We start from the raw sequence: 24,867 nt of genomic DNA on the forward strand, positions 1-24,867 counted from the left end.
AAGCGAAAATATTCAAATGGAAAAAACTTAAAGCGCCAACGCTTTTTGTTCTTTGTCCCGAACATAAACACTTTCGATAACCCGGACCGTTCCCGAGATTCCGATACAAATGCTGGTCATGCATGCGTCACCGTCTTTTAAAAGCCGGGTTCCGTTCATAAACGGACCATCGGTGACTGCCGTTGCCGAAAAAATCACATCTTTTCCCGGGACCAAATCGTTTGTTTCCCGAATTTTTCCGATTTCGCTTTTCGGAATTCCCATTTTCATAAGTCTTGGCAACTTTTCATCAAGTTCTTTCTCAATATCTGCCGGAGATTTGTTGTTGGCAACACTTGGAAGAACCAGCCGTCCTGTAATTTTTCCGCCAAGACACTTAACCGCACTGGCCGTTAAAACGGCTTCTCCCGAACCGCCGGCTCCCATCACCATGTCCACGCCCGACTCGGAAAAACAAGTCATGACGCCCGGCATCAAGTCGCCATCCGGAACCAGCCGGACCCGTGCGCCCGCCGCCCGAATTTCCGAAATGAGTTTTTTGTGCCGTTCGCGGTCCAAAATAACAACCGTCAATTCGGAAATGGGTTTGTCAAGAGCGGCCGATACCAATTCCAAATTTGAAAGGAGGGGGGCGTCAATATTAATTTTTTTCCCGGATTTTTTCTCATAGGAAACTACTTTCGGACCGACGACAATTTTATCAAAATAAATATCCGGTCCATGGAAAATGCCACCTTTTTCCGCCATCGACATCACGGCAATGGATCCGTTGACATCATCGGCTGCCAAATTTGTGCCTTCCAAAGGATCGACGGCGATTTCAACTTCAGGACCCTGTCCGGTTCCGACCGCTTCTCCGATAAAAAGCATCGGCGCTTCATCACGTTCTCCTTCCCCGATTTTAATAGTACCGCAAATGTCAATTTGATTCAGCATGCGCCGCATGGCTTCAACCGCGACGTGGTCGGCATATTTTCGGTCTCCGCGTCCAATTTGGTAAGCAGAGGCAACGGCTGCCGCTTCCGTAATTTGAAGAAGGGAAAGCATCACATGTCGTTCAATCGGACCGGCCGAATTCATCATTTGTTCTACGGTTTTAGGGTGAGGCATAACAAATCACTTAGAGAAGGGAAATCAAAATAAAACGAAAAATATCAAAATTTCAAAATAATCAATAAACAATAGGTCAAAATAAAATCATTCCATTTAAAGAGAGGCTTATTATTTAAGCATTTAATCTTTTGAAAAACACGCTATCAAATAAAATATTTAACGGGTGATATCCACCAAAGCCACCCGCTCCATAATTAAATCCTTTAATTTATCTTCGCCGACCGCTTTGAGTTCTTCATTCGTGATTCCGAATTGAGCCATCAAATAGGCCTTTTTTTCAGAAAGCGGCGAGAGTGTTGTCCGACGCAGTTGGAACTCATCGACAAACATGGATTTAACAATATCGGGTTCCGATAAATCACCGAAAATGGCAAAAACATATTTGTTATCGCCAACGGAAAGTCCCATGGAAAACGATTTGTCGATTTGCCGCTGTCCGGACGCAAACCGCATAATTTCAAGCCCGGGATCCTTGGCGACATTGGTATGGTTTGCAAAGGATTCCTTCGCACGGTGAATCGCAAAAAGCAAATGATCCATATCCATGATTTTTCGCTCATCAAAACCTTGAATCGTCAAATTAAATTCCTGACAATAGGAATTCAGCGTATCCAAAAAGGATTTCAAATTTTTGATTGAGAGGCGGCCGAGTACAAAACAAACATCATCTAAATCCGGTTCCATGAGAAGAAAAAGAAATGATTCAGATAAATATTTTTCCAAAAAAATTCGCTCCCTTTGGTCGCGAATTTTTCAAATGGCGGGGGAACAACTGAATACCAAGATTCGCTTCGCGAACAGCTCCCTTTGGTCGCGAAAATACAACAAAAACAATGATTGTTCCGACCCGGACAAATACGCTCGAAAGTTTTGAAAAAATCATATTGTGTCTGAATTTCTCGGAAAAAAAACCAATTTGATAAGAAATGTGTGGGAAAAGGCAGCAAATCGCAAAATAGTAAACAATTGCAACAAATTGCAAAATAGATTTAAAAACCCAATTTTATTCATTCTTAAAAAGCGACCCTACGGATTTTATTGCATTTTTTTAAAAATGTGTTGCCATAACGCGCGGCGGCGCTAAAAACAATGAATTAAGTGAGAAAAAAGAAAAGAGAGAAAGCAAAAAAATAAAAAAAAACGAAAAAATGATATTATTTATGAAATATATAATGCGGGGGATGGGATTCGAACCCACGAACTCCTACGAGACTAGGCCCTCAACCTAGCGCCTTTGACCGGCTGGGCAACCCCCGCACTTGTTTTATATTAAAAAATAAACCAACACATTTGCCGGTATAGTCTTTGAAAATACGATTTATCGTATATAAAGATGTTGTTTAAAGCGGATTTTGCATTCATTTTTGAAAACAAGAAAAACAAAAAAAAACAAAAAAATATATTTATTTTTAAATTGCTTTGTTTTGTTTTTCGTTGATGAGGCAATTACAAATCCTGTAAAATACCCGCAAATTCTTGCGCGCGTTCCTTAATGACATCGGCTGCCTTTAAAATCAATTCGGACGACGAATAAGAACCATCGGACTCCAGCGTGAAAATAAAGGAAGTTTCATCAAATGTCACTTTTAAGGAGGCCGGGTCATTTAAATCGCCGACGCGCTTTTGAAAACCGCATTTGGCACACTTCAAGATATCATCATCGGAAATACGGGCTTCTCCGTCAATCAAATAAACAATTCCATCCGGCGTTTCATAAATTTCGTTGCCGCAAGATTCACATTTTTCCACCGTTAAAATCGGGATGTTTTTGTAACCGCACGCAACGCCGGCTTGCCAGCGGACATGGTCGCGTCCGTATCCGACATGTGCGATAGCTTCAAGCATGATTCGCTGCCCTTCTTTTAAGTCAACGATTGGGATTTTTTCATCGGCGGGACGAACTTTCGGGTCGGCGGCAATGAAATCTCCGGAGTAAACCATTTTCGGACCTTCAACGTCCAGACGAAGCGTCACTTCGCACGCCGGACATCCGATGCCGCCGCAGGTACAATCCGCTTGCGGGACATACTCGGAATCGGTTGACAACGGAACAAGCGCCAAGCGGAGTGCCAACTGTTCGTCATAAAGAACGGACGTGTTGTCGTTTAAATTCAAAAATTCAATGGCCAGCGTCGGAACATCCGCAATCATCGCTCTTCGGATACCGTTTGCGAACGCTGCGTTTGTTCCCGAAAGGACAAACTTGGCCGACCCTTTCGACACTTCAATAATATCAATGTCCATCTTACTCACCTTGGTTTTTGGAAATGAAACTGAAAAAAGACAATTCTGAGGCTTTACGGAAATGATTGATTTTAATAATTTTAAAATAATCAATAAGAAATAATCAATAAAAAATTCAAGAATCAAAATAAAAAACGAATTTTTCAAAGACCGGAAAAATGATTTTTCCGGTTTTGAAATTTTGTTTTAAAATATGAAACCGTTAAATGCGGTGTTTTCCGCCTTTGGGGCGGGTTCCATCATGGGGAATCGGTGTCACGTCTTCAATTCTTCCAATCCGGATGCCTGCACGCGCAAACGCACGGATGGTGGCTTGGGCGCCCGGTCCCGGACTTCTTTGTTTGTTTCCGCCCGGTGCTCTGACTTTGATGTGAATACCGGTGATTCCTTTGTCTTTTAATTGTTCCGCCAATTGGTTGGCCATTTGCATTGCCGTGTAGGGTGAACTCTCATCCCGCGCGGCTTTCACAATCATGCCACCGGATGATTTCGCGATGGTTTCGGCACCGGTTAAATCGGTGATGGTGATGATTGTGTTGTTAAATGAGGATTTGATGTGAGCAACTGCCCATTTCATTTCAGCCATAATTAGTTCCTCCTGTTGCCGCTTGCGCCGCCTTTTGGACCGGAGCCGCTGCGTGGAGCGCCGCCCGGAGCATTACCACGGGGTGCGCCGCCCGGAGCGTTACCACGGGGTGCGCCGCCCGGAGCATTGCCACGGGGGGGCCGGCCGCCGGGACCGCTTTTTCTGCCGCCCTTCTTACCGTCATTTCCTTGAGTGCGTGCCTTTTTGTTGTTTTCGGCCGCTGTCCGGAGTGTGACGCCGTCCGCAATGGACGATGCGATTTGAACCGGTCTCTCGGGGTGAGATTCGGTGGTTAATGGAGATTCGCCGTAGTAAGCGATGTTCATTTCATCTTCTTTGGAAATGAGCATGCTCGGGATTGTGGCTCTTCTGCCGTTGATGGCAATGTGCCCGTGTGTGATAAATTGGCGGGACTGAAGAACGGTTCTTGCAAGACCGAGTCTTAAAACTTGGGTTTGGAGCCGGCGTTCCAAAATGTTTTCCGGTTTAAGTCCCAAGATATCGTCGATTTCGGAATCGGGTTTTAAGATTCCGTAGCGGATAAGTCTTCCCAAAATTTGGTCGGCTTCCGTCTTTGCGTTTCCTTTTAAATCCCCTTCGGATGCGGCCAAGTGTGCCAAAAGGTTCATGGCATCAGACCTGTATTTTCTCAGAGAACTTTCCGCTTTCCAGACTTCTCTTTTGTTACGAAGGCCATAAGCCTTAATCAATTCAACTTCTCCGGCCATTCTGGCTTCTTGCCACGGATGATTCGGAGTTTCATAAGTTTTGTGTTTTTTACCCGGATATACCATTTAACTCACGCTCACTTCTTCTTTCTGACACCGACGATCGAACCACGTCTGCCCGTGGATTTTGTTCTTTGTCCTCTGACTTTGAGTCCTCTTTCGTGCCGGAGGCCTCTGTAAGCGCGCACTTTTTTGAGTGTGTTGATATCTTCTTTGAAAGTCAATTCAATGTCGACACCCAAAAGGTGTTTGTTTTCACCGGTAACCAAATCTCTTTGGCGGTTTAACATCCATGTCGGAGCGGACTTTTCGATGCCTGAAATGGCTGTGTCGAGTTTCGCGACTTCTTCTTCCGACAAGTAACCGATGATGGCGGTGGGATTAATTCCCGCGTCTTTTGCGATAATTTTGGAGATGCGAAGACCGATGCCGTCAATACCCGTCAAAGCGTATTGAACTTGCTGTGCCCCTTTTAAGTCGGTGTTCATGATACGAACAAGGTGGCGGATTTCGTCTTCTTCCGGTTTTTCTTCAACCGGTTGACCCTTTACGTTCTTTTTGTCGACGTTTTTATCGAGATTCTTGTCGACATTTTTCTTATCGACCGGTTTATCGACACTCTTTTTATTTTCTTCCGATTTTTTGGCCATATGTTTTCCTCCATTTGGAAAAACGCATTCCTTTAGCCTGAAACCTAAAAATTTCAAAAGCAGATGGGGGTGAACACTAGAATTATAGATAATTGTAGGAACACTATTGCCCTAATAATCTGCGAATATGATCTGCAAAACTCAAATGCTTATTTATTTGATTTTGAGAACTTAATCGGTTTCAAGCAGCCCGTTAAAAAGTAAAAGGCTTTCAATAAATGCTCACGTCCCAAGGTATTCATCTTATATAACCTTTTCAGGTCCAAAGATTTCGGGTTCTTTTATTTTTCAAAAACTTAAGAAAAACCAAAAATCAATTCGTGAAAAAACCAAAAAAAACCAATTCACAAAAAAATGTTTAAAATTTTGAATCGGTTCTTTTGTTTTCAACAAACGGTAAAAACCCGGAAACTTTGGATTTATAAGCGGTGTATTCGTCTCCAAACGTTTTTTCAAGAACCGGCTCTTCGATGTGTTTGTGATAAAAATATGTGGAGATGCCTGCAAAAACAAATGTAAATAAACAGATTTCAACGGACCCGGAAACAAAAAACAAAATCCCGATGTAATAAATCAGGTTTCCAATCGCCAGCGGATTTCGGGACAAAGCGTAGGGCCCAGATGTCACTAATTTTTGCGGCGGCGCACCCGCCGCCGGGGAACCTGCCCCGTAAATCCAAAGTTCGCGTATGGACCAGCCCATGAGAAGAAAACCGTAAAAAACAATCAATACCGATAAAATCATAAGGGTTTGAAGCTGGCGGCCGGAAAAAGAAAAAACAGATTCCGGGAAAAGATAATTTCCAATTGTCAGGAAAAAAAGCGGAAGAAAAATGAAATAAAAAAAGGACTCCCCTGCAAAAACCGCAATTGTAAAAGTTTTTGCATATTTTTGCCGATGCCGGTCCGACAAATAAAAAATGATCTTTTTGTAAACCGATGAAAAAACAGAATTCATGAAAACACCACCCGATTTTTTAAAATTCGTCAATCAAAAACTTACAGCACACCTCTTTCAGTAATTATAATTCAATTAATATAAATTTTATGAAATGATTTTTTTGAATAAGTTCAATGCCGTTTCAAAAGAAATAAAATTTCAAAACCCCCAAAATTTGGTCCCGTAAAAATATTCCGGCAGAAAATAAGATGGAAAATATGTTTTTGTGAAAAAAGAGTAACAACGAAAGTGAAAAAAGAGTTACAACGAAATTGAAAAAATGTTTCGGGAAATGAAGAAGAAAGATTTGCAGCAACAAAAAGGAAATTTACAACAATGAAGAAAGGTTTACAATCAAAATTAACGGATAAAAAGAGGAAACCAGATCGAAACGTTGTGTTTAAGAGATGGTTGAAAAATCATGCCGCGTAACTTTTAGACATGTCTTTCATCATGCAGATGGTCAATGCATCAGCATCATCAATCCGATCCAAAGAACCCTTGTGGATCATATAATAGATCACTGAGTTCTGCAGCCGAGACAAATCTATGTCATTCATAATTATAAAATAACAAATTGAGAATATATGTATTTCCATTGACAATAAATGGCGTGCTGTGACATGGCGAGTGTTAACTTGTATCATACATACCAAACAATAAAAAATTAAGATAAGAGATCCCCAAAAAGAAGAAAAATATATATAATACAAGATATATTTTTTTTATTTTTAAAATATAGTTTATAAAAAAAGAGATCGGAAGCCGGAGTAAAATATATTTGAGATTGTTGAATCTATGCTTAAAAATCATTAAAAATATACAAATCATTAGAGAAATGTAATAAAAACTGAAAAGGATGAGAGATTCATAAAAAGATAAAAGAAGTAGAATATTCAAGTCTTAAAAGAAATTAACAAAACTCCGGTAAAATTACAGAACTAAATGTAAAAAATAAACACACAATAAAATTCAAGGCACAATCTCAAAAAGCGTCTTGCGAAGATGCCATGAAAATATTTGCGGATATTTTTGCGAGAATTTTTGTTAAAACCTTTTGTCAAACATTTTTGACGATAAGAAAGTAAGAAGATTAAAGAAAATAAAGAAGGGGAAAACCGGTTAAGAAAGTAAAAAGGTAAAAATAAAGCGCCGAGAGGGAGACTTGAACTCCCGAGGGGCTACGCCCCACAAGCTTTCCAGGCTTGCGCCCTACCACTAGACTACCTCGGCATGAAGCAGGAGTTATAAAATAGATTTATTGTATATATTCTTTGTTCTTCGAGCAAGTGTTTTTTAATATTTTATGGGATTTTTGCCGGATTTTTGGGGATATTTTTGTTGGATTTTTTGAGATTTTTATTGAAAATTATGATTCCGGGAGATTCAAATTTTATTTTTGGACTCTTTTTTTCGATTCTTTTTTGGATTCATTTTTCGATTTATTTTTCAATTCATTTTCGGATTCAACCGATTTATTTTCCCGATTTTTCCAAAAAGCCGGATAAGTTCCTTTTTCCATCAAAACCGCCTTTGGGCGAGCAATAAATCCTTTTTCGGACTTTTTGATTTCATCCGGCGACATCAAGGCAACGGACAAGGAGATAATTTCGCCTTTTTGTGAAAAAATAGCGGCCATTTCGCCTTTTTGAATACTCGTCTCATAACTGATAACTCCCGCGCGCGCCAAAAACGCACCCGAACAAAGCGCGTCAACGGCCGTGTCGCGCACCACAATTTTCGGCAAGTGCGCAAAGGCCGACTCCATCGGCAAAATCAGCCGGCGGAGTTCAGATTCATCTCCGGATTCTTTCCAAAGCGCGTAGGCGTCTTTGAGCGCGTAAAGCGAAACGGATTCAAAATCCGTAAACGGCCCGGCTTTGGAGCGAACCAGTTCCTGCATGTGCGCGCCGACGCCAAGCGCCATGCCGGCATCGTGGCACAATTTTCGGATGTAAGTTCCGGCCTCGCAGCCAACCCGCATCAAAACCAGCGTGTCGCGAATCTCCAGCGGTTCAATATAATAGATATGGCGGACCCGGACCGCGCGTTTGACGGCGGAGCGAACCGGCGGCATTTGATAAACGCCACCCGTAAATTCCAAAAGAGTGGATTCAATCTTTTTTTTCGGGACCGCACGATGAAGTTTCATGAGGCAAATGTATTCTTTTCCGGACAAGCGAAGCGCGGCAACCGCCCGCGTGGCTTTCCCGATCATGACCGGCTGCGTTCCGGTAACGCCCGGATCCAAAGACCCCGAATGTCCCGCCACCTTAACTTCTAAGATGTCCCGCACAAAAGCCGCAATTTCATGGCTGGTCGGACCGGACGGCTTGTTGATGACAACCACGCCTTTTTCAATATATTCCCGAATCGGCCGCTCGGCCGGGCTCATGCCGGAAATTCCAGATTTGCCGGGCACGGCGTCCGCTAAAAAAACTGTTTCTCCTTTATCGGAAAAAAAATAGTCATTTCTGAAAAGTTCGCGCTTTGCCATTTGAAAAGAAGAGGCGCATCAAAATTAAAAAGATAGCGATGAAAAAACAATAAACAAAATAAACAAAAAAATAATAAACAAAAAATAAACAAAAAAAACAAAACCCGACCGTCGGTTTTGATGAAATAATTAAAATTCATTGCCATAACGCACAGCGACGGCGCAACACACACAAAAAAAATCAAAAAAAAATGACCTGCCGGTTTTATTGAAAAAATTAAAAAACCGTTGAAATAGAAATAGTTGGTAAAAACCGTCGGTAAATTGTTACAGCAAATTTTTCGCAAATCCTTCAAAAATAAAAGTTGTCTGAACCGGAACCGTTCCTTTGCTAATAAAAACATTCTCTTCTTTCATTTTCAATTCAACTTTGTCCAAGGGAATATTTTCCCGGCGCATGTACTCCTCAATCAGGGCTTTTCCGGTTGATTTTGCAAACTCGACGGCCGCGTCTCTCAAATCAAAAGCACGCCGGCCGCCCGGATAATGTACCAAAATGCCTTGCGTTCTTAAATCATATTTGGAATCGATATGAACCGTCCGAACCGTCACCTCAATTCGCTTGGACACTTTTCCGACAAGGGATCCAACCGCGTTTCCAACTTCAAAAAAATCCGGCGTTAAAATTTCTGCATCGAGAAGTTCATGGAGCTCCGAAACAAAAGCCTTGACAGGTCCGCCGATCATGACAATCGGAACATTGATTTTAAATTTCACATATGGTTTTGGGAATGACAAGAATGAGCGGATGAATTTTTTGGAATCTGCGGTCGATGAATACAACTCCAAAGACAAAACGCCCGACGTTGAATGATTGAATAAGGATTTGGAGCAGAACAGATCCGACATCCCCTTCTCCGCCAAAAAATAAACAATTTCAAGTGCCATCTTTTGAGTGATTATCTGTTTCAAATGCCGGCAAAATTCAACCGGACTCATGTCCAAAAAAGAAGCCAGGATGCCGGCGCCGATCATGGATGCTTCCGTACAAAATTCACCATATTCGCCTAAAACATGTAAAACATCGGTCGGTGTAAAACCAATCATGTTCACCGCTTTTTTTGAGACCAGACGGGAAAGTGCGTCGGATGGCAAATATTTCATTCCCCAAAAAATATCATGAAGCGACGTCGGCGTGTTTTGAATGCGGTCATAAACAAATTGTTCTTCGGACGTCAGCGAAACTTCGGCACCACTTCGAATAAAAAAACGGACCGGCTGAATGTATTCCGTCATATGGAGTTTATTAAAATACCGCCGATCTTGGAGAAGAGACAACATTTCCGGAAATTGCGCCGCGGCCCGGCAAAGCGGAATAACGCGACGTGGCCCAATTCTTATTTTTTCAGAATTCAGATCGGAAATGGAAGGCGAATGCAGCCAAATCTGGCTGTCTCCGCCCAATGCCGACGTTTCCATCCGAACCGCCTGCACCTTTGTTTTCCAGCCGCCAACTGTCGCCCCAGACTCCGAAATGTCTGCAAAACCACCCTCCATCATGGAAATGTCTGTGCTGGTTCCGCCGACATCAATCATCAGACAAGTATCCCGGCCGGATAAAAACGATGCCCCAAGAAGACTTGCGGTCGGTCCGGAAAAAATAGATTCAACCGGTTTTTCCATCGCCTCCAAGATTCCGGAAACTGCGCCGTTGCATTTAAGAATTTTAATATCTGCCGACAGATTCCGGCGCTTCATTTCGGAAAGGACCGATTCGGCAAAACGGCGCGTCACCGGAAGCAGCATGGCATTGAGGTAGGCGGTCACCCCACGCTCATAAGCACCCAACGACTGTGCCAATTCGTGTCCGCAGACCACCGGATGAGAATGGCCGGTCTCTATGTCCCGAGTCAAATCCGTAATCAGTTCCTTGATAAGGAGTTCATGCGCCGGATTTCGGACGCTGAAATAAGAAGAAACCGCAAAAGCTGACACTTTTTCCTTCATGGAAAAGACAAAATCCCGGACCGCTTTCGTATCAAGCGGTGTTGCTTCATCGCCGTTTTCATCGTGACCGCCACGGACAATGATATAATTTTGGATCGGATGATTTATAGATTCAAGGGAAAGATCCGTATTTTTCAAAAGAACTTCATCACCGACAAGAATTAAGGCGGCGGCATCCCCCGTATTTTCAAGAACCGTATTTGTCGACAACGTGGTGGAAACTGAAACGGATGACACCAATTTCAGCAAATCCGGTGACAACGCGTCTAAAACAGAAGAAATGCCTCCGATCGGGCTCGGGTAAGTTGTCAGCGATTTTTTAGACTCCAAAACCGTTTTTGCTTTCGCGTCCATAATCACAGCATCTGTGTAAGTTCCACCCGTATCGATTCCTAAACAATAAGTCATTTCAATTTCCTCGCTTTTATTTTTAGATTCAATCGATCAGAACGGCACCGAAAAAAAGCATTTAGTAATGTCCGGTAGGATGTTAAGCAGCAAAGCGATTGTAAAGAATCACGCACAAATTTAAAAAAAAGTAAAAGAAGAATGGACTCCTTCTTTTACTTGAACGGAAGGTAAAAACAGACGGGATTAAATGCCTGCTGCGGCTTTAACTTTTGAAACCGCATCGGAAGCACTTTCTCCATAGATATTGGCGCCGATTTTGTTGGCCCAGTCTTGGGTACATGGGGCTCCGCCGATCATTGTTTTGACATTACCGCGGATACCGGCTTCTTTGAGTTGTTCTTCGATTTGGATTTGGTTGACCATGGTGGTGGTCATCAGGGCAGAAGACGCAACAACAACCGGGCTGTGTTCCTTTGCTTTGGCAACGAATTCCTTAATCGGAACATCACGGCCAAGGTCAATCACATCAAAACCGGCAATTCCAAGCATGGAAGCGACGATGTCTTTTCCAATGGAGTGAATGTCACCCTCAATGGTTCCGATAACGACTTTTCCGTGGCTTTTGGATTGGGCTTTCACTCTTTCCATTTCCGGCTTTAAGACCTTGATGCCGGCGTTCATGGCTTCGGATGCGGCTAAGACGTGCGGAAGGAAGAGTTTTCCCTGCTCGAATTGAGCGCCGACATCGTTCATCGCGGCGGTAAAGCCGTTTTCAATCATATCCACCGGGTTGATGCCGGCTTTGATTGATTCTTGTGCTGCTTCTTCTGCCATTTCACCATCGAATTCCATAATGGATTCTCGTGCTTTTGCAATAATTTCATCTCTGTTTGCCATATTTAAAACCTCTTAATGTTTATTAAAACCGTTTTTGAATTGTATAAAATTTTAATTTAGATATTAAATTTGATACTAAATTGATACATTTGATACTAAATTGAAATTAAATTTGAAATATTATTCAAAAATTTTTCAGTGGATAACGAAAAAATAAAAAATCTGATAAAATCAGATTTTGAATTCTTTGTCTGCTTTGTCAACAAGTGCCTTCATCGCGGCGTAGATGTCTTTGTCCACCGGCGGAACCACGTGGTTCTTCATGACATCGACATAGACATCGTGTGCACGGGAAGCAATATCCTTGCTGCCTGCAGCCGCCCAGTCGCCAAACATCATTCTGTCGATGAGCTTGGGGGAAGACGGAAGATCCACAAGTTCACGTGTCTTTTTCAATGCCAAGAAGTTGTTGCCGATACCGACTTTCTTGATTTGGTCGACACCCAGGGTTTCTTCGGAAACCGGAATGCCTTCCATCGCTTTTTTCACCATTTGAATGATATCGTTGTCGATAATGAGTTGTTCCATGGAGAAAGTCATACCAAGTTCAAGCATACCTGCTCCGTAGATGCTGTTGGCGCCGCCGAGAGCCGCCATCATGGTGGTGATGGTTTTCTCGTGACCGGCTTGTCCGTCCGGAACTTTCGCGTCGGTCTATGCACCGGCGACGAAGGCCGGAAGACCGTAGAATTTCGCGAGTTTGGACACACCGGCACTGATTAAGCCGAGTTCCGGGGATCCGACCGGTGCGGTTCCTTTCTTTAAGTCAAAGGTTGTGGTGGAGCTGCCGTAGAAGACGGGTGCGCCCGGGTTTGCGATTTGTGCCAAAACAATTCCGGCGAGAACTTCGGCATTGTGGGTCACAAGGGTTCCTGCAAGGTAAACCGGAGCGGACCCGCCGGACATGGCCATACTCAGAACGTTGACCGGCATGTTGTAGCGGGCACCCTTCATGATCACTTGACAGGCGTTGTTGCTGAGTTCAAGCGGGCTGGTCGGGCAAACCAACAAGGACATAATCGGTTTTTTCCGGGCCTCGTTTTCATTTCCGCCGTAGTAGGCTTTGATGATTTCCCAGTATTTTTCGACGTTTTCGCCGACGGGGTCAATGTCGTGGTAGTGTTTCTCGGTGGAGGTGAGTGGGGTAAAGACTTCGTGAACGTCTTGCGCGCCTTTTCCGGCCCAGTCTCTGGCGGAAACCGGCAAGGAGAAGTAGTCAATGTTTTCAGCCCAGTCACAAAGCTTGGCGATGTCGGCAATGTCTTTCTCAACAGAGTCGACGGTTTGGTATTTTCCCGGACCGACATAGTTACACACTTTGACACCGGTACCGAAACAGGTCCAGTGGACTTTGCCGCCGCATTCTTGAACGGTGTTGTATTTTTTGTTTCTGGCCCAGAGAGTGAATCTGGACGGTGCGGTTTGAAGAGCTCTTCGGACAACAAATTCCGGAATTTTAACAACTTGGGTGGCTTCATCAACGATACAGCCGGCCTCTTTGAAGGCAATTCTGGCATCAGCGTTGGAAACTTGAATACCCGGGTCGCTCAAAACGTCCATGGTTGCTTCATGAATGGCTTTTAATTCGTCCGGCGTGAAGAGCTCAAACTCGACACCATTGAGTACTTTGGTTGCAGCGAATGCATTGCATTTTGACATAATTTAAAACCTCTATGTATGAATTAAAATAGAACTAACATGGAATTGAAAAAAATCGTTTTTGAGATGATTTTGCAATAATTATGAAAATTATTGAAAATCCCGTTTTTGAGATGATTTTGCAATAATTATGAAAATTATTGAAAAACCCGTTTTTGAATGATTTTGCAATAATTATGAAAATTATTGAAAAACCTGTTTTTGAGATGATTTTACAATAATTATGAAAATTATTGAAAAAACCATTTTGAGATAATGGAAAAATACGCCAAAAATTTTGATTATTGGCGGATTTTTTTAAAAACTGTTTTTGATTCAATTTAAATTTGTCAACGGATCGCCGGAAAAATGAATCCGATGAATTGCTTCATACGACATTTTTTTCCGGCGGTTCGTTTTTCAAATTAAATTTTTAAATTTTTAAATTTTAAATTTAGACTTTTTCAAGAATTACTTTTTGAGTTGGTTTCTGAAGAAGTTACAGCTGTTGATCTTGATGTCAAGAGCTTTTTCGATGTTCATTTTAGCAGGGATTCCTTTTGGGGTGCCCGGCATGGATGTGATAACACCGATTCCGAGTTCTTCACGAACTTCTCTCATTGCGTATTCGTCGGACAAGTCGTACGGGTCGACACCGACTTTTTTCGCGACATATTCCTTGGCTTGCTTGATCTTCATCTTTTTGGTGAATTCCATACGGGCAACCAAGTCGCCGCCGGCGCGCATACCGGTCATACCAGAGGCCATAATGTGGGCAATCGGCATACCGAGCGGGTCACCGACACCGATCTATATACCATCAACGCCGGCCATTTCGACCATGGCTTTGCTGGCGCGGGTCACGGCGTCAATCGGCGGGGTTTCAAGCATCGGGATACCGCCGACACCCATTCCCATGTCGACGTGGACCGGGAGTTTGGAAACTTTGGCGGCTTCTTTGATGAAGGTGATGGAGCGGGCGAGGTTCCACGGGAAGGTTCTGCTGGTGTTGGTGTTCACGACAGGACCAAAGACGCTTGCACCTGCTTTCTCGACGATCGGGGCTTGTTGTTGGGGCCAAAGGCCGGCCAAGTTGTGTCCTTCGAATTCGAGCATGCCGTGCATACCGATGATGCTTTCTCCGGCCATTCCGACTTCGATGTACATGTCGGGGAATTGTTGGCGAAGTGCTTTGACCGCGGTCAACGTACCGAATGCGTCACCGTCTCCGGCGGCAGCGGTTGTGTCGAGGTTGACTCCATCTGCGCCGCTTGCCCAGAGTTTTTGCATAATCCAGACAATGTCGCGGGAGAGGTGTTCTGCGGAGTGCTCAATGGAGGCAAAGGCTTCTTCGAGTTTGAAGGCTTTCATCAAGTCTCCCGGATTTTCGAACGGCCCGTCCGGGGTGTAGTAAAGCCCCATGTTCGGCATGGCACCGTAGAAAAGAGGGATGGTGGTGTTGGCCTGGCACATTTCCATGGTTTGGCATTCTTGGGAAACGATCGGCTTGACCGGCTTGTAGCTGTAGTCAATGTGACCGAGTTCCATTGTGTCGGCACCAAAGGCGCGTTCGTGGGTCAAGATACCGACCAAACGGCTGGACGGGATACCGACACCGCTGTTGCCCTGGTCACCGTCGAGGCGGATGGTTCCGATGTCGTGTGTGACCGGGACTTCCATACCGTATTCGACACTGACGGATTTTCCGGGCATGGTGATGATTTCAATCAATTTTTCGACTTCGTTGGCGGTCAGGTCCGGGACCTCTCCGTAGTCAACTGCGTTTCCGGCACCGGCGAGGATGTCTTCTTTGATTTTGTCTTTGGTCATGAAGACTCTGCTGCCGTCACCCATTCTTAATGCATATTCTGTTGCCATTTGGAATCACCTTAGAGTAAAAGGGCTTTTGCTTGTGCGACGGCTTCGCTGGCGTTTTCAGCATAGCAGTCGGCGCCAATCTTTTTGGCCCATGCGGTTGTTGCGGGTGCGCCGCCAACCATGACTTTCACTTTGTCGCGGAGGCCGTTGGCTTTGAGGAGCTCAATGACATCTTTTTGACCGTTTAAGGTTGTGGTCATCAAAGCGGACAAGCCGACCATGTCAGCGTTGTATTCTTTCACGGCTTCGATGAATTTGCTGATCGGAACGTCGCGACCAAGGTCGTGAACTTCGAACCCGGATGATTGAAGCATGGTAGACACGATGGATTTTCCAATGTCGTGAACGTCTCCTTCGACGGTTCCGTTGATAATGACTTTCTTGACAGTTGCGGCACCGCCGGTTTTCCCGAGGTTAAGAGAGTCAACGGCTGCTTGCATGCCGGTTGCGGCCATCATGACGTGCGGAAGGAATAATTTTCCACGTTCAAATTGGTCACCGACAGCGGTCATGCCTGCGGAAAGACCGTCAATGATTTCTTCGCTGGGCATGCCTGCGGCTTTTGCTTTTTCGACGGCGGCCATAATGTTGTCCTTTTTACAGGTAACCATGGCGTCAGATAAGTCTTTTAAAATTTGTTGTTTGTCCATTTATTTACCTCCGTAAATATGTTATATGAACGAATAATCCAAAAATTGTTTTTTTTGATTCTTGGAATCAATTTGTCAGGAATATTCATTTCACCATAGAAAGTGGTTTTTTAGATGCAAAAACGACTTTCGCATCCCCCCTTGTACAACAAAAAACCTCTGAAAAAATAATTGTACGGGCATCCATAAGGTATGAAAAATATATAGCATAACCGTTTTTTATTTTCATCTTCAAGAAAAATAAATCATGAACCAACAAGTTTCAAGATAGATTACAAGATTATAGCTCGTTATTAAATCAAAGTCCGACAAGATTTCAATATGGAATGAAAATCAAGAGAGGGAAAATATACATCAAAACCGATAAAGAAGACAAAAAATAAAAAATCAAATGGCATCGAAAACAGAAAATGAAAAATAAAATTAAAACATAAACAAATTAGATTGATTAATTCAAAAATAATCTGAATAAAAAAGAGAAAAAAAGAAGAAATATAAAAAAATGTGAAAAAAAGAGAAAAAAAGAAGAAATATAAAAAAATGTGAAAAAAAGAGAAAAAAAGAAAAAATATAAAATAATGTGAAAAAAGAAGAAAAAAATGAAGAAATATGAAAAATAAAAATCAGAAAAAGATTTTTGAAAAAAAATTAAAACTATCATCAAGATTAATCCATACAAATAGACGGTCGGAATCGGCGAAAAACTCAAAAAAACAGGATTGTAAAAAACGAAAATGATAAATTGAAATGACAATTGGAGGATAAAACAAGGATTTTGGAATAAAAATACAGATAGTAGAGCCGGAAATTATCGCACAAATAAATTGAATTATATAAAAATGATTAGAATTTTATACAAAGAAAAATCATAACCTCTTGTGAAACCATTTAAATCCATGCAGCTCAAAATTGCTCTTTTCATTGTCGGAATGGCTTTTTTGCAGTTTTTGTCCTACTATTTTTCGGAATTTCGTTCCGTTTATACTCTAATCGGCGGACTTGTCAGTACATTTTTCGTCGGAACGGTTGTCTCTACCATTATCGGAACCTATGCCGGAAGAATTACCAAAAACCAATACAAAAACAAATATTACGTTGTGAATGTGTTCGGTTTTAAATTTTCGATTTCTGCTTTCATGATTTTAACATTCATGCTGACTGTTGTGTCCATGACCATCATTTACTATTTTTCCGACATTGATTCCTACATGAGCAGCCTGCATCTTTTCGGAAAATAAATTCGGGTTGAAAAAAAGAAAAACAACAAGACATAAAATGAAAAAACGAACCATCCGAAATGAAATTAAATAAAAAATAAAAAATAAAAAAACCAAAAAATAAAAAAACAAAAAATAAAAAAACAAAAAATAAATAAAAAGAAAATAGGAAACCGAGTAGGGTTTCTTATTTTTACTTTTTGTGATTTTTTAAAGAATTTAGTCCGATTCGATTCTCGGCGCAAGCAAAAACGTCACATGGCAAACCGCCGGCGCAATATCGAATTGGATCAAAATCGGGAAATCGCAGCCGATGGAAAGCGACACTTCACTTGCTTTTCCGGCCGGTTTGATGATATCCAAAAGATAGTCCAACGAAAAGAGTGAGTTGGCTTCTCCAGATTTTAAATCAATCAATTGGTTGGCGTCCATTTCCAGGCGGACTTGGTCGGTATCGCCCTTGGCTTCCATGAAAAACACATTTCCGGAAACACCGAGAGTCATGTGATCGCTGATTTTTTCAGCCGCTTTGACGGCGCGTTTGAGGTCTTGTCCATTTAAAACGACCCGGGCCGGAAGATCCAGCTGCGGAACACGCGGTTCGGAACGAATCGTGGACGGGTCCAGGAGCGAAAGCGTGTAGGAAAGGCCGCCGAAATTGAGATGAAGCTTTTGGGCAGCGGTGTCCAATTCCATGTCAACCAATGTCTTCTTTTCCACAATTCCCAAGATATCGTTGAGTTTGACCAAATCCAAACCAAGCTCGGTATCTTTGGCATCGAATTTGTCAAAAGCAGACGCTTTTAAATCAAAAATAACCATGGCAACGTTCGCGGCGTCGACGGCTTTCACGGAAAGGCCGGCCGGTGAGACTTTCAAACGAATCTCATCCACAATAACGGACAACGCTGCAATGGAATCCCGAAGAAGATCAATATCAATAGAAGCTTTAAACATGAAATCACTCCTGAAACATCAGAAAATATAGAAATTATAAATTAAATAATGTAAACAATATGTAAATTATAAAGGACGATTTGAAATAAAATGATTTTCGTAAAAATCTGATGATATAAAAGAGTTCAGATATATAATATTTAATATTTTGAAAATTCCAAAAAATTTAAGAAGACAAGAACGGTGACAAAAAAAGGAATAATGAAAAAATAAAATAAAATAAATTATTTTTAAATGCCGGATGCCGGCTTTTTGAAATTTTAAAAAACTTGCTGCCATAACGCACGCGATGGCGCCAAAAAAAGAAAAAAGAGAAATAAATCCATTATTTTTTCCAGCGCTTCAGATGAGGATAATATTCCTGCATCATTTTTCGGGCGGCGTCTGCCGTCATATCGGGGTTGAAGGTAACCATGTGCGGCACACAAATTTCAATCATGTCGGCCATGGAAACGTCGGCTGTAAATTTTCCGTCTTCAAAGCAATACGCACAATAATCTTTGCTCTTGCTTCCGTCTGCATTTTTACCGTACATTTCATCCGTATCTCCCATCGGCATGCCGCAGCTCTGACAATTATTTTCGCTCATTTGGATTCCCCTGTTGTTTTTTATTTTTTGCAGGACTCTTTATTGTTCAATTAATCGTATTCCCGCCAGGTAAAAGCGCACTTTGTACACTTGAAAAAACGGGTTTCGGACTCGTCGGCAGAACGCAATTGGCGCAGCCACCAGTAAGCAGTTCTGTTTTTGCATTCCGGGCACATAACATCCGTCGTCGGAAGACCTTCTTGAATGTCGCCCTCCAAAACAACAACTTCCCGCTCTTTAATTTCGGATTTAAAGGTCGTGTTGGACGATTGGTCCATCTCCGCGGTACATCCGCATTTTTTACATTTGTACGTTCCGTTCGCGGGAAGCATCATACTTTTACATTTCGGACAAAATTGCATATGAGGTCACTTTCTTATAATGTTGAAATAGGGAATTGATAATGAATATGGTATGATATGAATATTGAAATGATGAACCAATGAGAAAATAAAATACGACTTCAACGGTCAAAATAAAAATCAGTTCCGATAAAATGAAGGAATTTCAAGAATGCATCCCATACATTTAACTATTTCTATTCATCGACGACAAATATTGAAAAAAAAGGAAAAAAGTGCGGTTCCAAAAAATAAACAAAAATAAACTCAAATATGCAAAAATAAACGAAATGGTTTTATTAAAGAATAGAGTTTTTCCATCCGATTGATTTCAAATCATTTTATTACAACTTTTTTTGTATTTATTTTCAAATTCATTCAAAACCATTATCATAAACCATAAACTCAACTTCAAATCGCAAGGTGAAAAAATGTCAAAAACTGTAGCCGTAATCCGTGGAGACGGGGTCGGACCCGAATTGGTCGACGCCATGATGAAAGTATTAAAAGCCGCCGGAACAAAAGCGGATTTTGTCATGTGCGATGCCGGTGAAACCTGGTGGAAAGCGCATGGCGGAAACTCATTGGTTCCCGACAAGACCTGGGAAATTTTAAAAACCGCCGATGCCTGCTTTAAAGGTCCGACCACAACACCCGGCGGAATCGGATCTCCAAAAAGCGTTGCGGTGTCCATCCGAAAAGCATTCAATCTTTATGCCAATGTCCGCCCCATTAAATCCGTTGATGGCGCCATTGGTCCGTTGGGAAAAGTCGAACACGTCTGCGTCCGGGAAGGAACAGAAGGACTCTACATCGGCGAAGAAATCGAATTATCCGACGATATGGTGATTGCCATTCGAAAAATCACAAAAAGCGCCTCTCGGAAAATCGCGATTTACGCCTTTGAAGAGGCCCGCCGCCGTGGATACAAAGCGGTTGTCCCGATTCACAAAAGCAACATCCTCAAAAAGACATGCGGCACATTCCTTGCTGTGGTCGAAGAAGTCGCCAAAGATTACCCCGACATTGAAGTTTGGGAATACCACATTGACAATGTCGCAATGCAGCTCATTAAAAACCCGCAAACCTTTGATAAAACAGTTCTTCTCTCAACGAATTTGTTTATGGATGTAATCAGCGAAGAGTGTTCGGCCTTGGTTGGCAGCATCGGCATGATTTATTCCGCCAACATCGGCGACAACTACGCCATGTTTGAGCCGGCACACGGTTCCGCGCCGAAATATGCCGGTATGGACAAAGTGAACCCATATGCGACAATTCTCGCGGGCGCTTGGATGTTGGATTATTTGGGTGAAAAAGAACAATCCAAAAAGATATTTGACGCTTCCGAAAAAGCAATTGCGCAAGGATACGTGACTTACGATTTGGGCGGGGATAAAAAACTCAGCGAAGTCGCCGACAAAATCATTGAAATCATGAAAAAGAATTAAAATATTTGAAAAAACCGATTTTGAAAAAAAATGAAAAATCGAGTTTCTCGATTTGAATTCAACTTGAATTAAAAGAAAAATATAACAATAAAATAACAAACAAAATGCAACCGCATTTTGTTATTATTTTTAAAAACAGAAACAAATCCTTGTTTTTTTATTTTTTGAGTGTAGTTTCAAAAAACATTAACCCGGTTCTATTTTTGGATATTAGTTTCAAAAAACATTAAACCGTTTCTGTTTTTTCGACTTTTTTTGTTTTTCCCGCCTTTTCTTTTTTATTTTTTTTGCTTTTCTTTTTATTGTCACATCCGCATATTCCATCGAGGCAGCCACATTCTCCCATATGACCTTTAATAAAAGAATACGCTGCGGCGGCGGCAAAAACAACAAGGATGATTTTGAGCAATTTTTTGAATTTCATAGGGACTCTCCTTTTTATTTTTAAGTAAGATATCATAGATTTGACTCATATATAAGAGCTAGGGTCCATGAAATTACATTTATAAACATATTTACAGTTATTTTATAGATATATTTATATAATTTAATGAATATTTTTATCCCAGATCGTTGAAAATTCAACTGATTCACCAAAAGGAGGAACATCTCATGAGAAAGATGATGAAAATATTAAAAATCGCTGCCCTTGTTTTAATTCCGGTGGCAATCGTTGCCCTGGTAAAATACCATCACATGAACGGCTTGTGCTGTTGCGGAATGTGCAGCAAAGACAAGAAGAAAAAAGAAAAATAACCAATTTGTTGCATGTGTTTTTGTAAAACCATTTGAAAATAATTTGAATAAAGAAAGCAAAAACAAAATGAATTCATTTTGTTTTTGATTTTTACTTTTGATTTTTACTTTTGATTTTGAGTTTATATTTATGTTTGACAGATCCGACATTGTTTTTAAAAATGTTCTTTAATTTTTTTCGGATTACTTGTTTTTTCGGGACGCTTCCCGAGCGAAAATAAATTCACGCATGAGTTTTGCCGCAATGTTGGCCGACATGCCGTTATCGTATTCAGGTGCAATTTCCATGACGTCAAATCCAACCGTATACGGCGCGATTTGCCGGAGAACTTCACGGACTTCGCGGTCGGTCATCCCAAACGGCTCCGGCGTGCCGAGTCCCGGACAGAAAGACGGATCGAGCGCATCCATGTCAAGCGAGAGATAGATGTGGGTGCTGTCCAAATATTCAAGAGTTTCCTTGATCACGTTTTGGATACCCATTTCAAAAACGTCGTCGGCGGAGAAATATTTCAAACCGGTGTCGCGCGCGTATTCCCATTCTTCCTGCGGACCGCTCCGGATTCCAATCGAAACATATTTTTTGGTGATGTCGTCGATGATGTGGCGGGACACGCAGGCATGATTGTTTTTAAGGCCTCTAAATTCGGTTCGAAGGTCGAAGTGGGCATCCAGGACAACCACCGCAAAATCATCTTTGTCATCGCAGGCTTCGTAGCACGCTTTGACCGGCGCGTATGTCATCGTGTGTTCGCCGCCAAGCATGATTGGGAATTTGCCATCGTCGACAATTCTTTTCGCGTCTTCGTAAACCCACCCCAGCGTTTCGTCGGAATTGACGGAAACTTCGGAATTTCCGGCGTCGTGGACCAAAATGTCCGTCATGTTGAGATTATATTTTGGGCTGTACGTTTCGAAATTAAAAGCCATTTTCCGGATGGTATCCGGCGCCCAGCGGCTGCCGGTTCGAAAAGAGGATGTGTTGTCAAATGGGACGCCGAAAATAACATATTCAGCATCGTCATACTCGTAAATCGCGTCATACATCGTTGGTGGGAGAATCATTTTTATGCCTCGATATCCATCGTTTCAATAATTTCAATAAGTCATTTCAATTTTTCAAGAATTCAAAAATTAAGATTTGAATTGTTATTCAGAAACATAAATATTTAAAAATTGCTACGGAATATTTTATGGAACGGACATGCGTATGTCACAAAAATTCATTTCCAAAGACAAAATCGCAAGCGAGTAAATTTTTAGAGAAATAACGAATATTTAAAAATGTCAAAATAGAGGAATAAAAAGAGGAGAACAGAAAGAGCCGGCTGGAATGTTATGCCAACTTTACAGCCATTCGTATCCGAAAAATGATTCAAGATTATAATTATTCATCAAAGTCAGTTCGTAATATCCAAAAAACTGGCAACCGTCACAAGTCTTTATTTTTTCCATCCGCTCAGCTTTGCTTTTGTTCCAAACTTCAGTGATTCCGTTCTTTTGAATGGTTCCATAATCATCCAAAACGGAAGCTTCGAGAACATTTCCAAGCGGCCGGTTGTGAATGCGGCAATTGTACATATTTTCCTGAGAGTCAATCGCCAAAATTCCGGTATCCACCCGGCAATTGGAAATCGGCTTTTGGTCGCGGATTTTTTTTAAATAGGTTTTAGAATTAATCAGCGGATACCCTTTTTTCTTCATATCGATGAGTTGATTCATCAACCCGATAAATTTTTCCCGCTGTGTCTCTTGAATCATGAGATCGTCCCAAGAGGTGTCATTCATCCGTTTAAAAAGATAAATGGGCTCGACCGCCATTTTGACATTCAGTTCCTTTGCGGTCTTTAGCAAATCCGCCACCTCATCCAAATTTTTGGAGCTGATGACACAATTCATCAAGAGCGACCGGTTGAGCTGACCGCTTTTTGCCGCAAATCGAATGCCGTCCATAATCTTTTCATAATTCGCCCCCCGAATTTCACGCGTGGATGTCGGACCATCCATCGACACCGAAATGTAGTCCACGTCTTTTAATTCGTTCAGCCTTTTTTGAAGCAAAATTCCATTGGTGATGAGAAAAGTTGTCATGCCTTTGGATTTGGCGTACGCCATAATTTCCGGCAAATCTTTTCGAAGAAGAGGTTCGGTGGACCAGGCATTGTAAGACAAAATTCCAAAATCACATGCCAGGTCAATAATTTTGAAAATGTCAGAAAGAGATGCATCGGAATAAGAATCCGCGGAAAAACAATCCAACGATGATTTCTTTTTCCACTCGTCGCAAAAAACGCACCGTAAATTGCAATCCGCATTAATGGAGTGAGACAAAATAGACGGGCGTCGTCTTACTTTCATTTGCCAAACGTTCTTGGCCATAAAAACCGGGTCAAACTTGGACACACAAGGAAAAAGCGTTTGCCTGTTCAAATAGTTTGTTCAAAAAAACAGAAATTCCCGAATTTTTCCGATTTTTTTTCAAAAAAAGATCCGTCGTGCGTGCGACAAAGCGAAAAACATCCTGCCGTCTTTTGATTGAGTTTTTAAAAAAATGCTGCCGTAACGCGCGCGGTGCAGATACAAAATAAAACGAAGAAAGAAAAAAAATTAAAAAAAATTAAAAAAATAAGAATAAAAGAATAAAGAAGGACGAATTTAAGATTCGTCCGCTTCATTCACATCAGCGGCAACTTCAACCGTGTTTGCCGGAGCGGCAACAGCTTCTTGTTGCGGAATTCTTCTTTGGCTCGGGGTCTTGACGACTTCGGTCTTTCTGACTTCGACACGTCTGAGCGGGTAGATGTTTTTGGTTTGTTTGTAAATCGCGGAAGACATTTTTCCGGTGACGATTTCTTGAATCAAGTCTTCAAAATTGGATTTGACAGCCCGGCGGACAACGATTCTGGTCATCATGTTGCGGATGGCTTTGATTTGGCTGGTTCTGGCTCTTTTGACAGTAAAACAGGTCGGCTTGATGTTGATAATGTAGCCGTCAGCGGTCCGGACGGTCAAAATCGCGTCGATTTTGGAGGTCTGGCGTTTCACAATGGAGCGGAGGTAGTCGTTGGTGAGCATGTGTCCCAAAAAGGCGGTTTCCGCGACATCGCCGTTGACGCGGACGATTCTGAATCTCATTTTCATGTTGTTTTTGGACATGTCGTTGGTCATTTCGCCGACGGTCGTCTCAATGATTCTATCCATCATGAGAGCCGGGTCGGATGCGATTGTTTGACCGACTTGGGTTCTGTTTAAAAATTCCGGCGCAACAATGTTGTACCATTTCTTTTCTTTCCAGCTGTCCACTTTCTTTTGTTGTTTTCTTGCCATAATTCGTTCCTCCGAGTATGAAATTTAGGATTTATTGAATGAGTTGATAAATTGAATTAAAATTATTATAAATTGAAAATTTTGAAAATAACGATTCAGACGACTCAAAA

General features: G+C 41.9%; 19 protein-coding genes, 2 tRNA genes and 4 pseudogenes. 3 read left to right on the forward strand and 22 right to left on the reverse strand.

From position 1 onward, the window contains the following. Positions 1-27 precede the first annotated feature (27 nt). From glpX to MsAm2_RS06780, 15 genes and pseudogenes are all read right to left on the reverse strand, one after another. Complete coding sequence (gene glpX, locus MsAm2_RS06710) at positions 28-1,110, reverse strand: class II fructose-bisphosphatase (protein WP_338097485.1); 1,083 nt, start codon at positions 1,108-1,110, stop codon at positions 28-30. A 159-nt stretch (positions 1,111-1,269) separates the two neighbouring features. After that, positions 1,270-1,797, reverse strand: a complete 528-nt coding sequence (cgi121, locus tag MsAm2_RS06715; RefSeq protein WP_338097486.1) for a KEOPS complex subunit Cgi121 — start codon at positions 1,795-1,797, stop codon at positions 1,270-1,272. A gap of 489 nt (positions 1,798-2,286) precedes the next feature. Beyond that, positions 2,287-2,370: transfer RNA gene (locus MsAm2_RS06720), tRNA-Leu, on the reverse strand. A 189-nt stretch (positions 2,371-2,559) separates the two neighbouring features. Then, complete coding sequence (locus MsAm2_RS06725) at positions 2,560-3,357, reverse strand: DNA-directed RNA polymerase subunit D (RefSeq protein ID WP_338097487.1); 798 nt, start codon at positions 3,355-3,357, stop codon at positions 2,560-2,562. A 202-nt stretch (positions 3,358-3,559) separates the two neighbouring features. Beyond that, positions 3,560-3,943, reverse strand: a complete 384-nt coding sequence (locus tag MsAm2_RS06730; protein ID WP_338097488.1) for a 30S ribosomal protein S11 — start codon at positions 3,941-3,943, stop codon at positions 3,560-3,562. A gap of 158 nt (positions 3,944-4,101) precedes the next feature. Continuing rightward, a pseudogene (locus MsAm2_RS06735) lies at positions 4,102-4,737 on the reverse strand (30S ribosomal protein S4); the annotation flags it as partial. Positions 4,738-4,748: 11 nt separating this feature from the next. Further along, a pseudogene (locus tag MsAm2_RS06740) lies at positions 4,749-5,189 on the reverse strand (30S ribosomal protein S13); the annotation flags it as partial. A gap of 490 nt (positions 5,190-5,679) precedes the next feature. Further along, positions 5,680-6,279: a methyltransferase family protein gene (locus MsAm2_RS06745; protein WP_338097489.1), complete on the reverse strand. Its 600-nt coding sequence runs from the start codon at positions 6,277-6,279 to the stop codon at positions 5,680-5,682. A 1,132-nt stretch (positions 6,280-7,411) separates the two neighbouring features. Beyond that, positions 7,412-7,494: transfer RNA gene (locus MsAm2_RS06750), tRNA-Ser, on the reverse strand. A gap of 160 nt (positions 7,495-7,654) precedes the next feature. Further along, positions 7,655-8,758, reverse strand: coding sequence for an RNA-guided pseudouridylation complex pseudouridine synthase subunit Cbf5 (locus tag MsAm2_RS06755; RefSeq protein ID WP_338097490.1), 1,104 nt, complete (start codon positions 8,756-8,758; stop codon positions 7,655-7,657). A 267-nt stretch (positions 8,759-9,025) separates the two neighbouring features. Further along, positions 9,026-11,113: a hydantoinase/oxoprolinase N-terminal domain-containing protein gene (locus tag MsAm2_RS06760; protein ID WP_338097491.1), complete on the reverse strand. Its 2,088-nt coding sequence runs from the start codon at positions 11,111-11,113 to the stop codon at positions 9,026-9,028. Between the two features lie 186 nt (positions 11,114-11,299). Further along, the gene (locus MsAm2_RS06765; RefSeq protein WP_338097492.1) at positions 11,300-11,953 is read right to left on the reverse strand and encodes a methyltransferase cognate corrinoid protein; all 654 of its coding nucleotides are present in this window, start codon (positions 11,951-11,953) and stop codon (positions 11,300-11,302) included. A gap of 171 nt (positions 11,954-12,124) precedes the next feature. Then, positions 12,125-13,612 (reverse strand): annotated as a pseudogene (gene mttB, locus MsAm2_RS06770) ([trimethylamine--corrinoid protein] Co-methyltransferase). Positions 13,613-14,062: 450 nt separating this feature from the next. Further along, positions 14,063-15,469 (reverse strand): annotated as a pseudogene (gene mtbB, locus MsAm2_RS06775) ([dimethylamine--corrinoid protein] Co-methyltransferase). An 11-nt stretch (positions 15,470-15,480) separates the two neighbouring features. Continuing rightward, positions 15,481-16,119, reverse strand: coding sequence for a methyltransferase cognate corrinoid protein (locus tag MsAm2_RS06780; RefSeq protein ID WP_338097493.1), 639 nt, complete (start codon positions 16,117-16,119; stop codon positions 15,481-15,483). An 896-nt stretch (positions 16,120-17,015) separates the two neighbouring features. Here MsAm2_RS06780 and MsAm2_RS06785 point away from each other — a divergent pair. Further along, complete coding sequence (locus MsAm2_RS06785; RefSeq protein ID WP_338097494.1) at positions 17,016-17,357, forward strand: hypothetical protein; 342 nt, start codon at positions 17,016-17,018, stop codon at positions 17,355-17,357. Between the two features lie 198 nt (positions 17,358-17,555). Here the strand turns inward: MsAm2_RS06785 and MsAm2_RS06790 are convergent, their stop codons facing one another. The 3 genes from MsAm2_RS06790 to MsAm2_RS06800 all read right to left on the reverse strand — a co-directional run bounded on the left by MsAm2_RS06790 (position 17,556) and on the right by MsAm2_RS06800 (position 19,244). Continuing rightward, positions 17,556-18,293, reverse strand: coding sequence for a DNA polymerase sliding clamp (locus MsAm2_RS06790; protein WP_338097495.1), 738 nt, complete (start codon positions 18,291-18,293; stop codon positions 17,556-17,558). A gap of 325 nt (positions 18,294-18,618) precedes the next feature. Beyond that, positions 18,619-18,882 carry a zinc ribbon domain-containing protein gene (locus MsAm2_RS06795; RefSeq protein ID WP_338097496.1) on the reverse strand — a complete coding sequence of 88 codons (264 nt, stop codon included), beginning with the start codon at positions 18,880-18,882 and terminating at the stop codon, positions 18,619-18,621. 50 nt (positions 18,883-18,932) lie between these two features. Beyond that, positions 18,933-19,244, reverse strand: coding sequence for a transcription factor S (locus tag MsAm2_RS06800; protein WP_338097497.1), 312 nt, complete (start codon positions 19,242-19,244; stop codon positions 18,933-18,935). 410 nt (positions 19,245-19,654) lie between these two features. On the opposite strand from MsAm2_RS06800, the gene MsAm2_RS06805 reads away from it, so the two are divergent. After that, entirely contained in the window at positions 19,655-20,674 is a 1,020-nt protein-coding gene (locus MsAm2_RS06805) for an isocitrate/isopropylmalate dehydrogenase family protein (protein WP_338097498.1), read from the forward strand. A gap of 226 nt (positions 20,675-20,900) precedes the next feature. Here the strand turns inward: MsAm2_RS06805 and MsAm2_RS06810 are convergent, their stop codons facing one another. Next, on the reverse strand, positions 20,901-21,098 hold the full coding sequence (locus MsAm2_RS06810) for a hypothetical protein (RefSeq protein WP_338097499.1): 198 nt from the start codon (positions 21,096-21,098) through the stop codon (positions 20,901-20,903). Positions 21,099-21,286: 188 nt separating this feature from the next. Here MsAm2_RS06810 and MsAm2_RS06815 point away from each other — a divergent pair, with 188 nt between their 5' ends. Further along, positions 21,287-21,430, forward strand: a complete 144-nt coding sequence (locus MsAm2_RS06815) for a hypothetical protein (protein ID WP_338097500.1) — start codon at positions 21,287-21,289, stop codon at positions 21,428-21,430. 183 nt (positions 21,431-21,613) lie between these two features. Here the strand turns inward: MsAm2_RS06815 and speB are convergent, their stop codons facing one another. The 3 genes from speB to MsAm2_RS06830 all read right to left on the reverse strand — a co-directional run bounded on the left by speB (position 21,614) and on the right by MsAm2_RS06830 (position 24,757). Beyond that, a complete protein-coding gene (gene speB / locus MsAm2_RS06820; protein WP_338097501.1) occupies positions 21,614-22,495 on the reverse strand; it encodes an agmatinase in 882 nt (293 codons plus the stop codon). Between the two features lie 282 nt (positions 22,496-22,777). Beyond that, positions 22,778-23,788: a radical SAM protein gene (locus MsAm2_RS06825; RefSeq protein WP_338097502.1), complete on the reverse strand. Its 1,011-nt coding sequence runs from the start codon at positions 23,786-23,788 to the stop codon at positions 22,778-22,780. A 297-nt stretch (positions 23,789-24,085) separates the two neighbouring features. Beyond that, the gene (locus tag MsAm2_RS06830) at positions 24,086-24,757 is read right to left on the reverse strand and encodes a 30S ribosomal protein S3ae (protein WP_338097503.1); all 672 of its coding nucleotides are present in this window, start codon (positions 24,755-24,757) and stop codon (positions 24,086-24,088) included. Between the last annotated feature and the right edge of the window lie 110 nt (positions 24,758-24,867).

Origin of the sequence: Methanolapillus ohkumae, assembly GCF_032594355.1 — an archaeon.
GTDB classification, from domain to species: domain Archaea; phylum Halobacteriota; class Methanosarcinia; order Methanosarcinales; family Methanosarcinaceae; genus Methanolapillus; species Methanolapillus ohkumae.

Coding starts and splice junctions, on each gene's coding strand:
- glpX (WP_338097485.1), bottom strand. CDS start 1,110: ATGCCTCACCCTAAAACCGTAGAACAAATGATGAATTCGGCCGGTCCG.
- cgi121 (WP_338097486.1), bottom strand. CDS start 1,797: ATGGAACCGGATTTAGATGATGTTTGTTTTGTACTCGGCCGCCTCTCA.
- MsAm2_RS06725 (WP_338097487.1), bottom strand. CDS start 3,357: ATGGACATTGATATTATTGAAGTGTCGAAAGGGTCGGCCAAGTTTGTC.
- MsAm2_RS06730 (WP_338097488.1), bottom strand. CDS start 3,943: ATGGCTGAAATGAAATGGGCAGTTGCTCACATCAAATCCTCATTTAAC.
- MsAm2_RS06745 (WP_338097489.1), bottom strand. CDS start 6,279: ATGAATTCTGTTTTTTCATCGGTTTACAAAAAGATCATTTTTTATTTG.
- MsAm2_RS06755 (WP_338097490.1), bottom strand. CDS start 8,758: ATGGCAAAGCGCGAACTTTTCAGAAATGACTATTTTTTTTCCGATAAA.
- MsAm2_RS06760 (WP_338097491.1), bottom strand. CDS start 11,113: ATGACTTATTGTTTAGGAATCGATACGGGTGGAACTTACACAGATGCT.
- MsAm2_RS06765 (WP_338097492.1), bottom strand. CDS start 11,953: ATGGCAAACAGAGATGAAATTATTGCAAAAGCACGAGAATCCATTATG.
- MsAm2_RS06780 (WP_338097493.1), bottom strand. CDS start 16,119: ATGGACAAACAACAAATTTTAAAAGACTTATCTGACGCCATGGTTACC.
- MsAm2_RS06785 (WP_338097494.1), top strand. CDS start 17,016: ATGCAGCTCAAAATTGCTCTTTTCATTGTCGGAATGGCTTTTTTGCAG.
- MsAm2_RS06790 (WP_338097495.1), bottom strand. CDS start 18,293: ATGTTTAAAGCTTCTATTGATATTGATCTTCTTCGGGATTCCATTGCA.
- MsAm2_RS06795 (WP_338097496.1), bottom strand. CDS start 18,882: ATGAGCGAAAATAATTGTCAGAGCTGCGGCATGCCGATGGGAGATACG.
- MsAm2_RS06800 (WP_338097497.1), bottom strand. CDS start 19,244: ATGCAATTTTGTCCGAAATGTAAAAGTATGATGCTTCCCGCGAACGGA.
- MsAm2_RS06805 (WP_338097498.1), top strand. CDS start 19,655: ATGTCAAAAACTGTAGCCGTAATCCGTGGAGACGGGGTCGGACCCGAA.
- MsAm2_RS06810 (WP_338097499.1), bottom strand. CDS start 21,098: ATGAAATTCAAAAAATTGCTCAAAATCATCCTTGTTGTTTTTGCCGCC.
- MsAm2_RS06815 (WP_338097500.1), top strand. CDS start 21,287: ATGAGAAAGATGATGAAAATATTAAAAATCGCTGCCCTTGTTTTAATT.
- speB (WP_338097501.1), bottom strand. CDS start 22,495: ATGATTCTCCCACCAACGATGTATGACGCGATTTACGAGTATGACGAT.
- MsAm2_RS06825 (WP_338097502.1), bottom strand. CDS start 23,788: ATGAAAGTAAGACGACGCCCGTCTATTTTGTCTCACTCCATTAATGCG.
- MsAm2_RS06830 (WP_338097503.1), bottom strand. CDS start 24,757: ATGGCAAGAAAACAACAAAAGAAAGTGGACAGCTGGAAAGAAAAGAAA.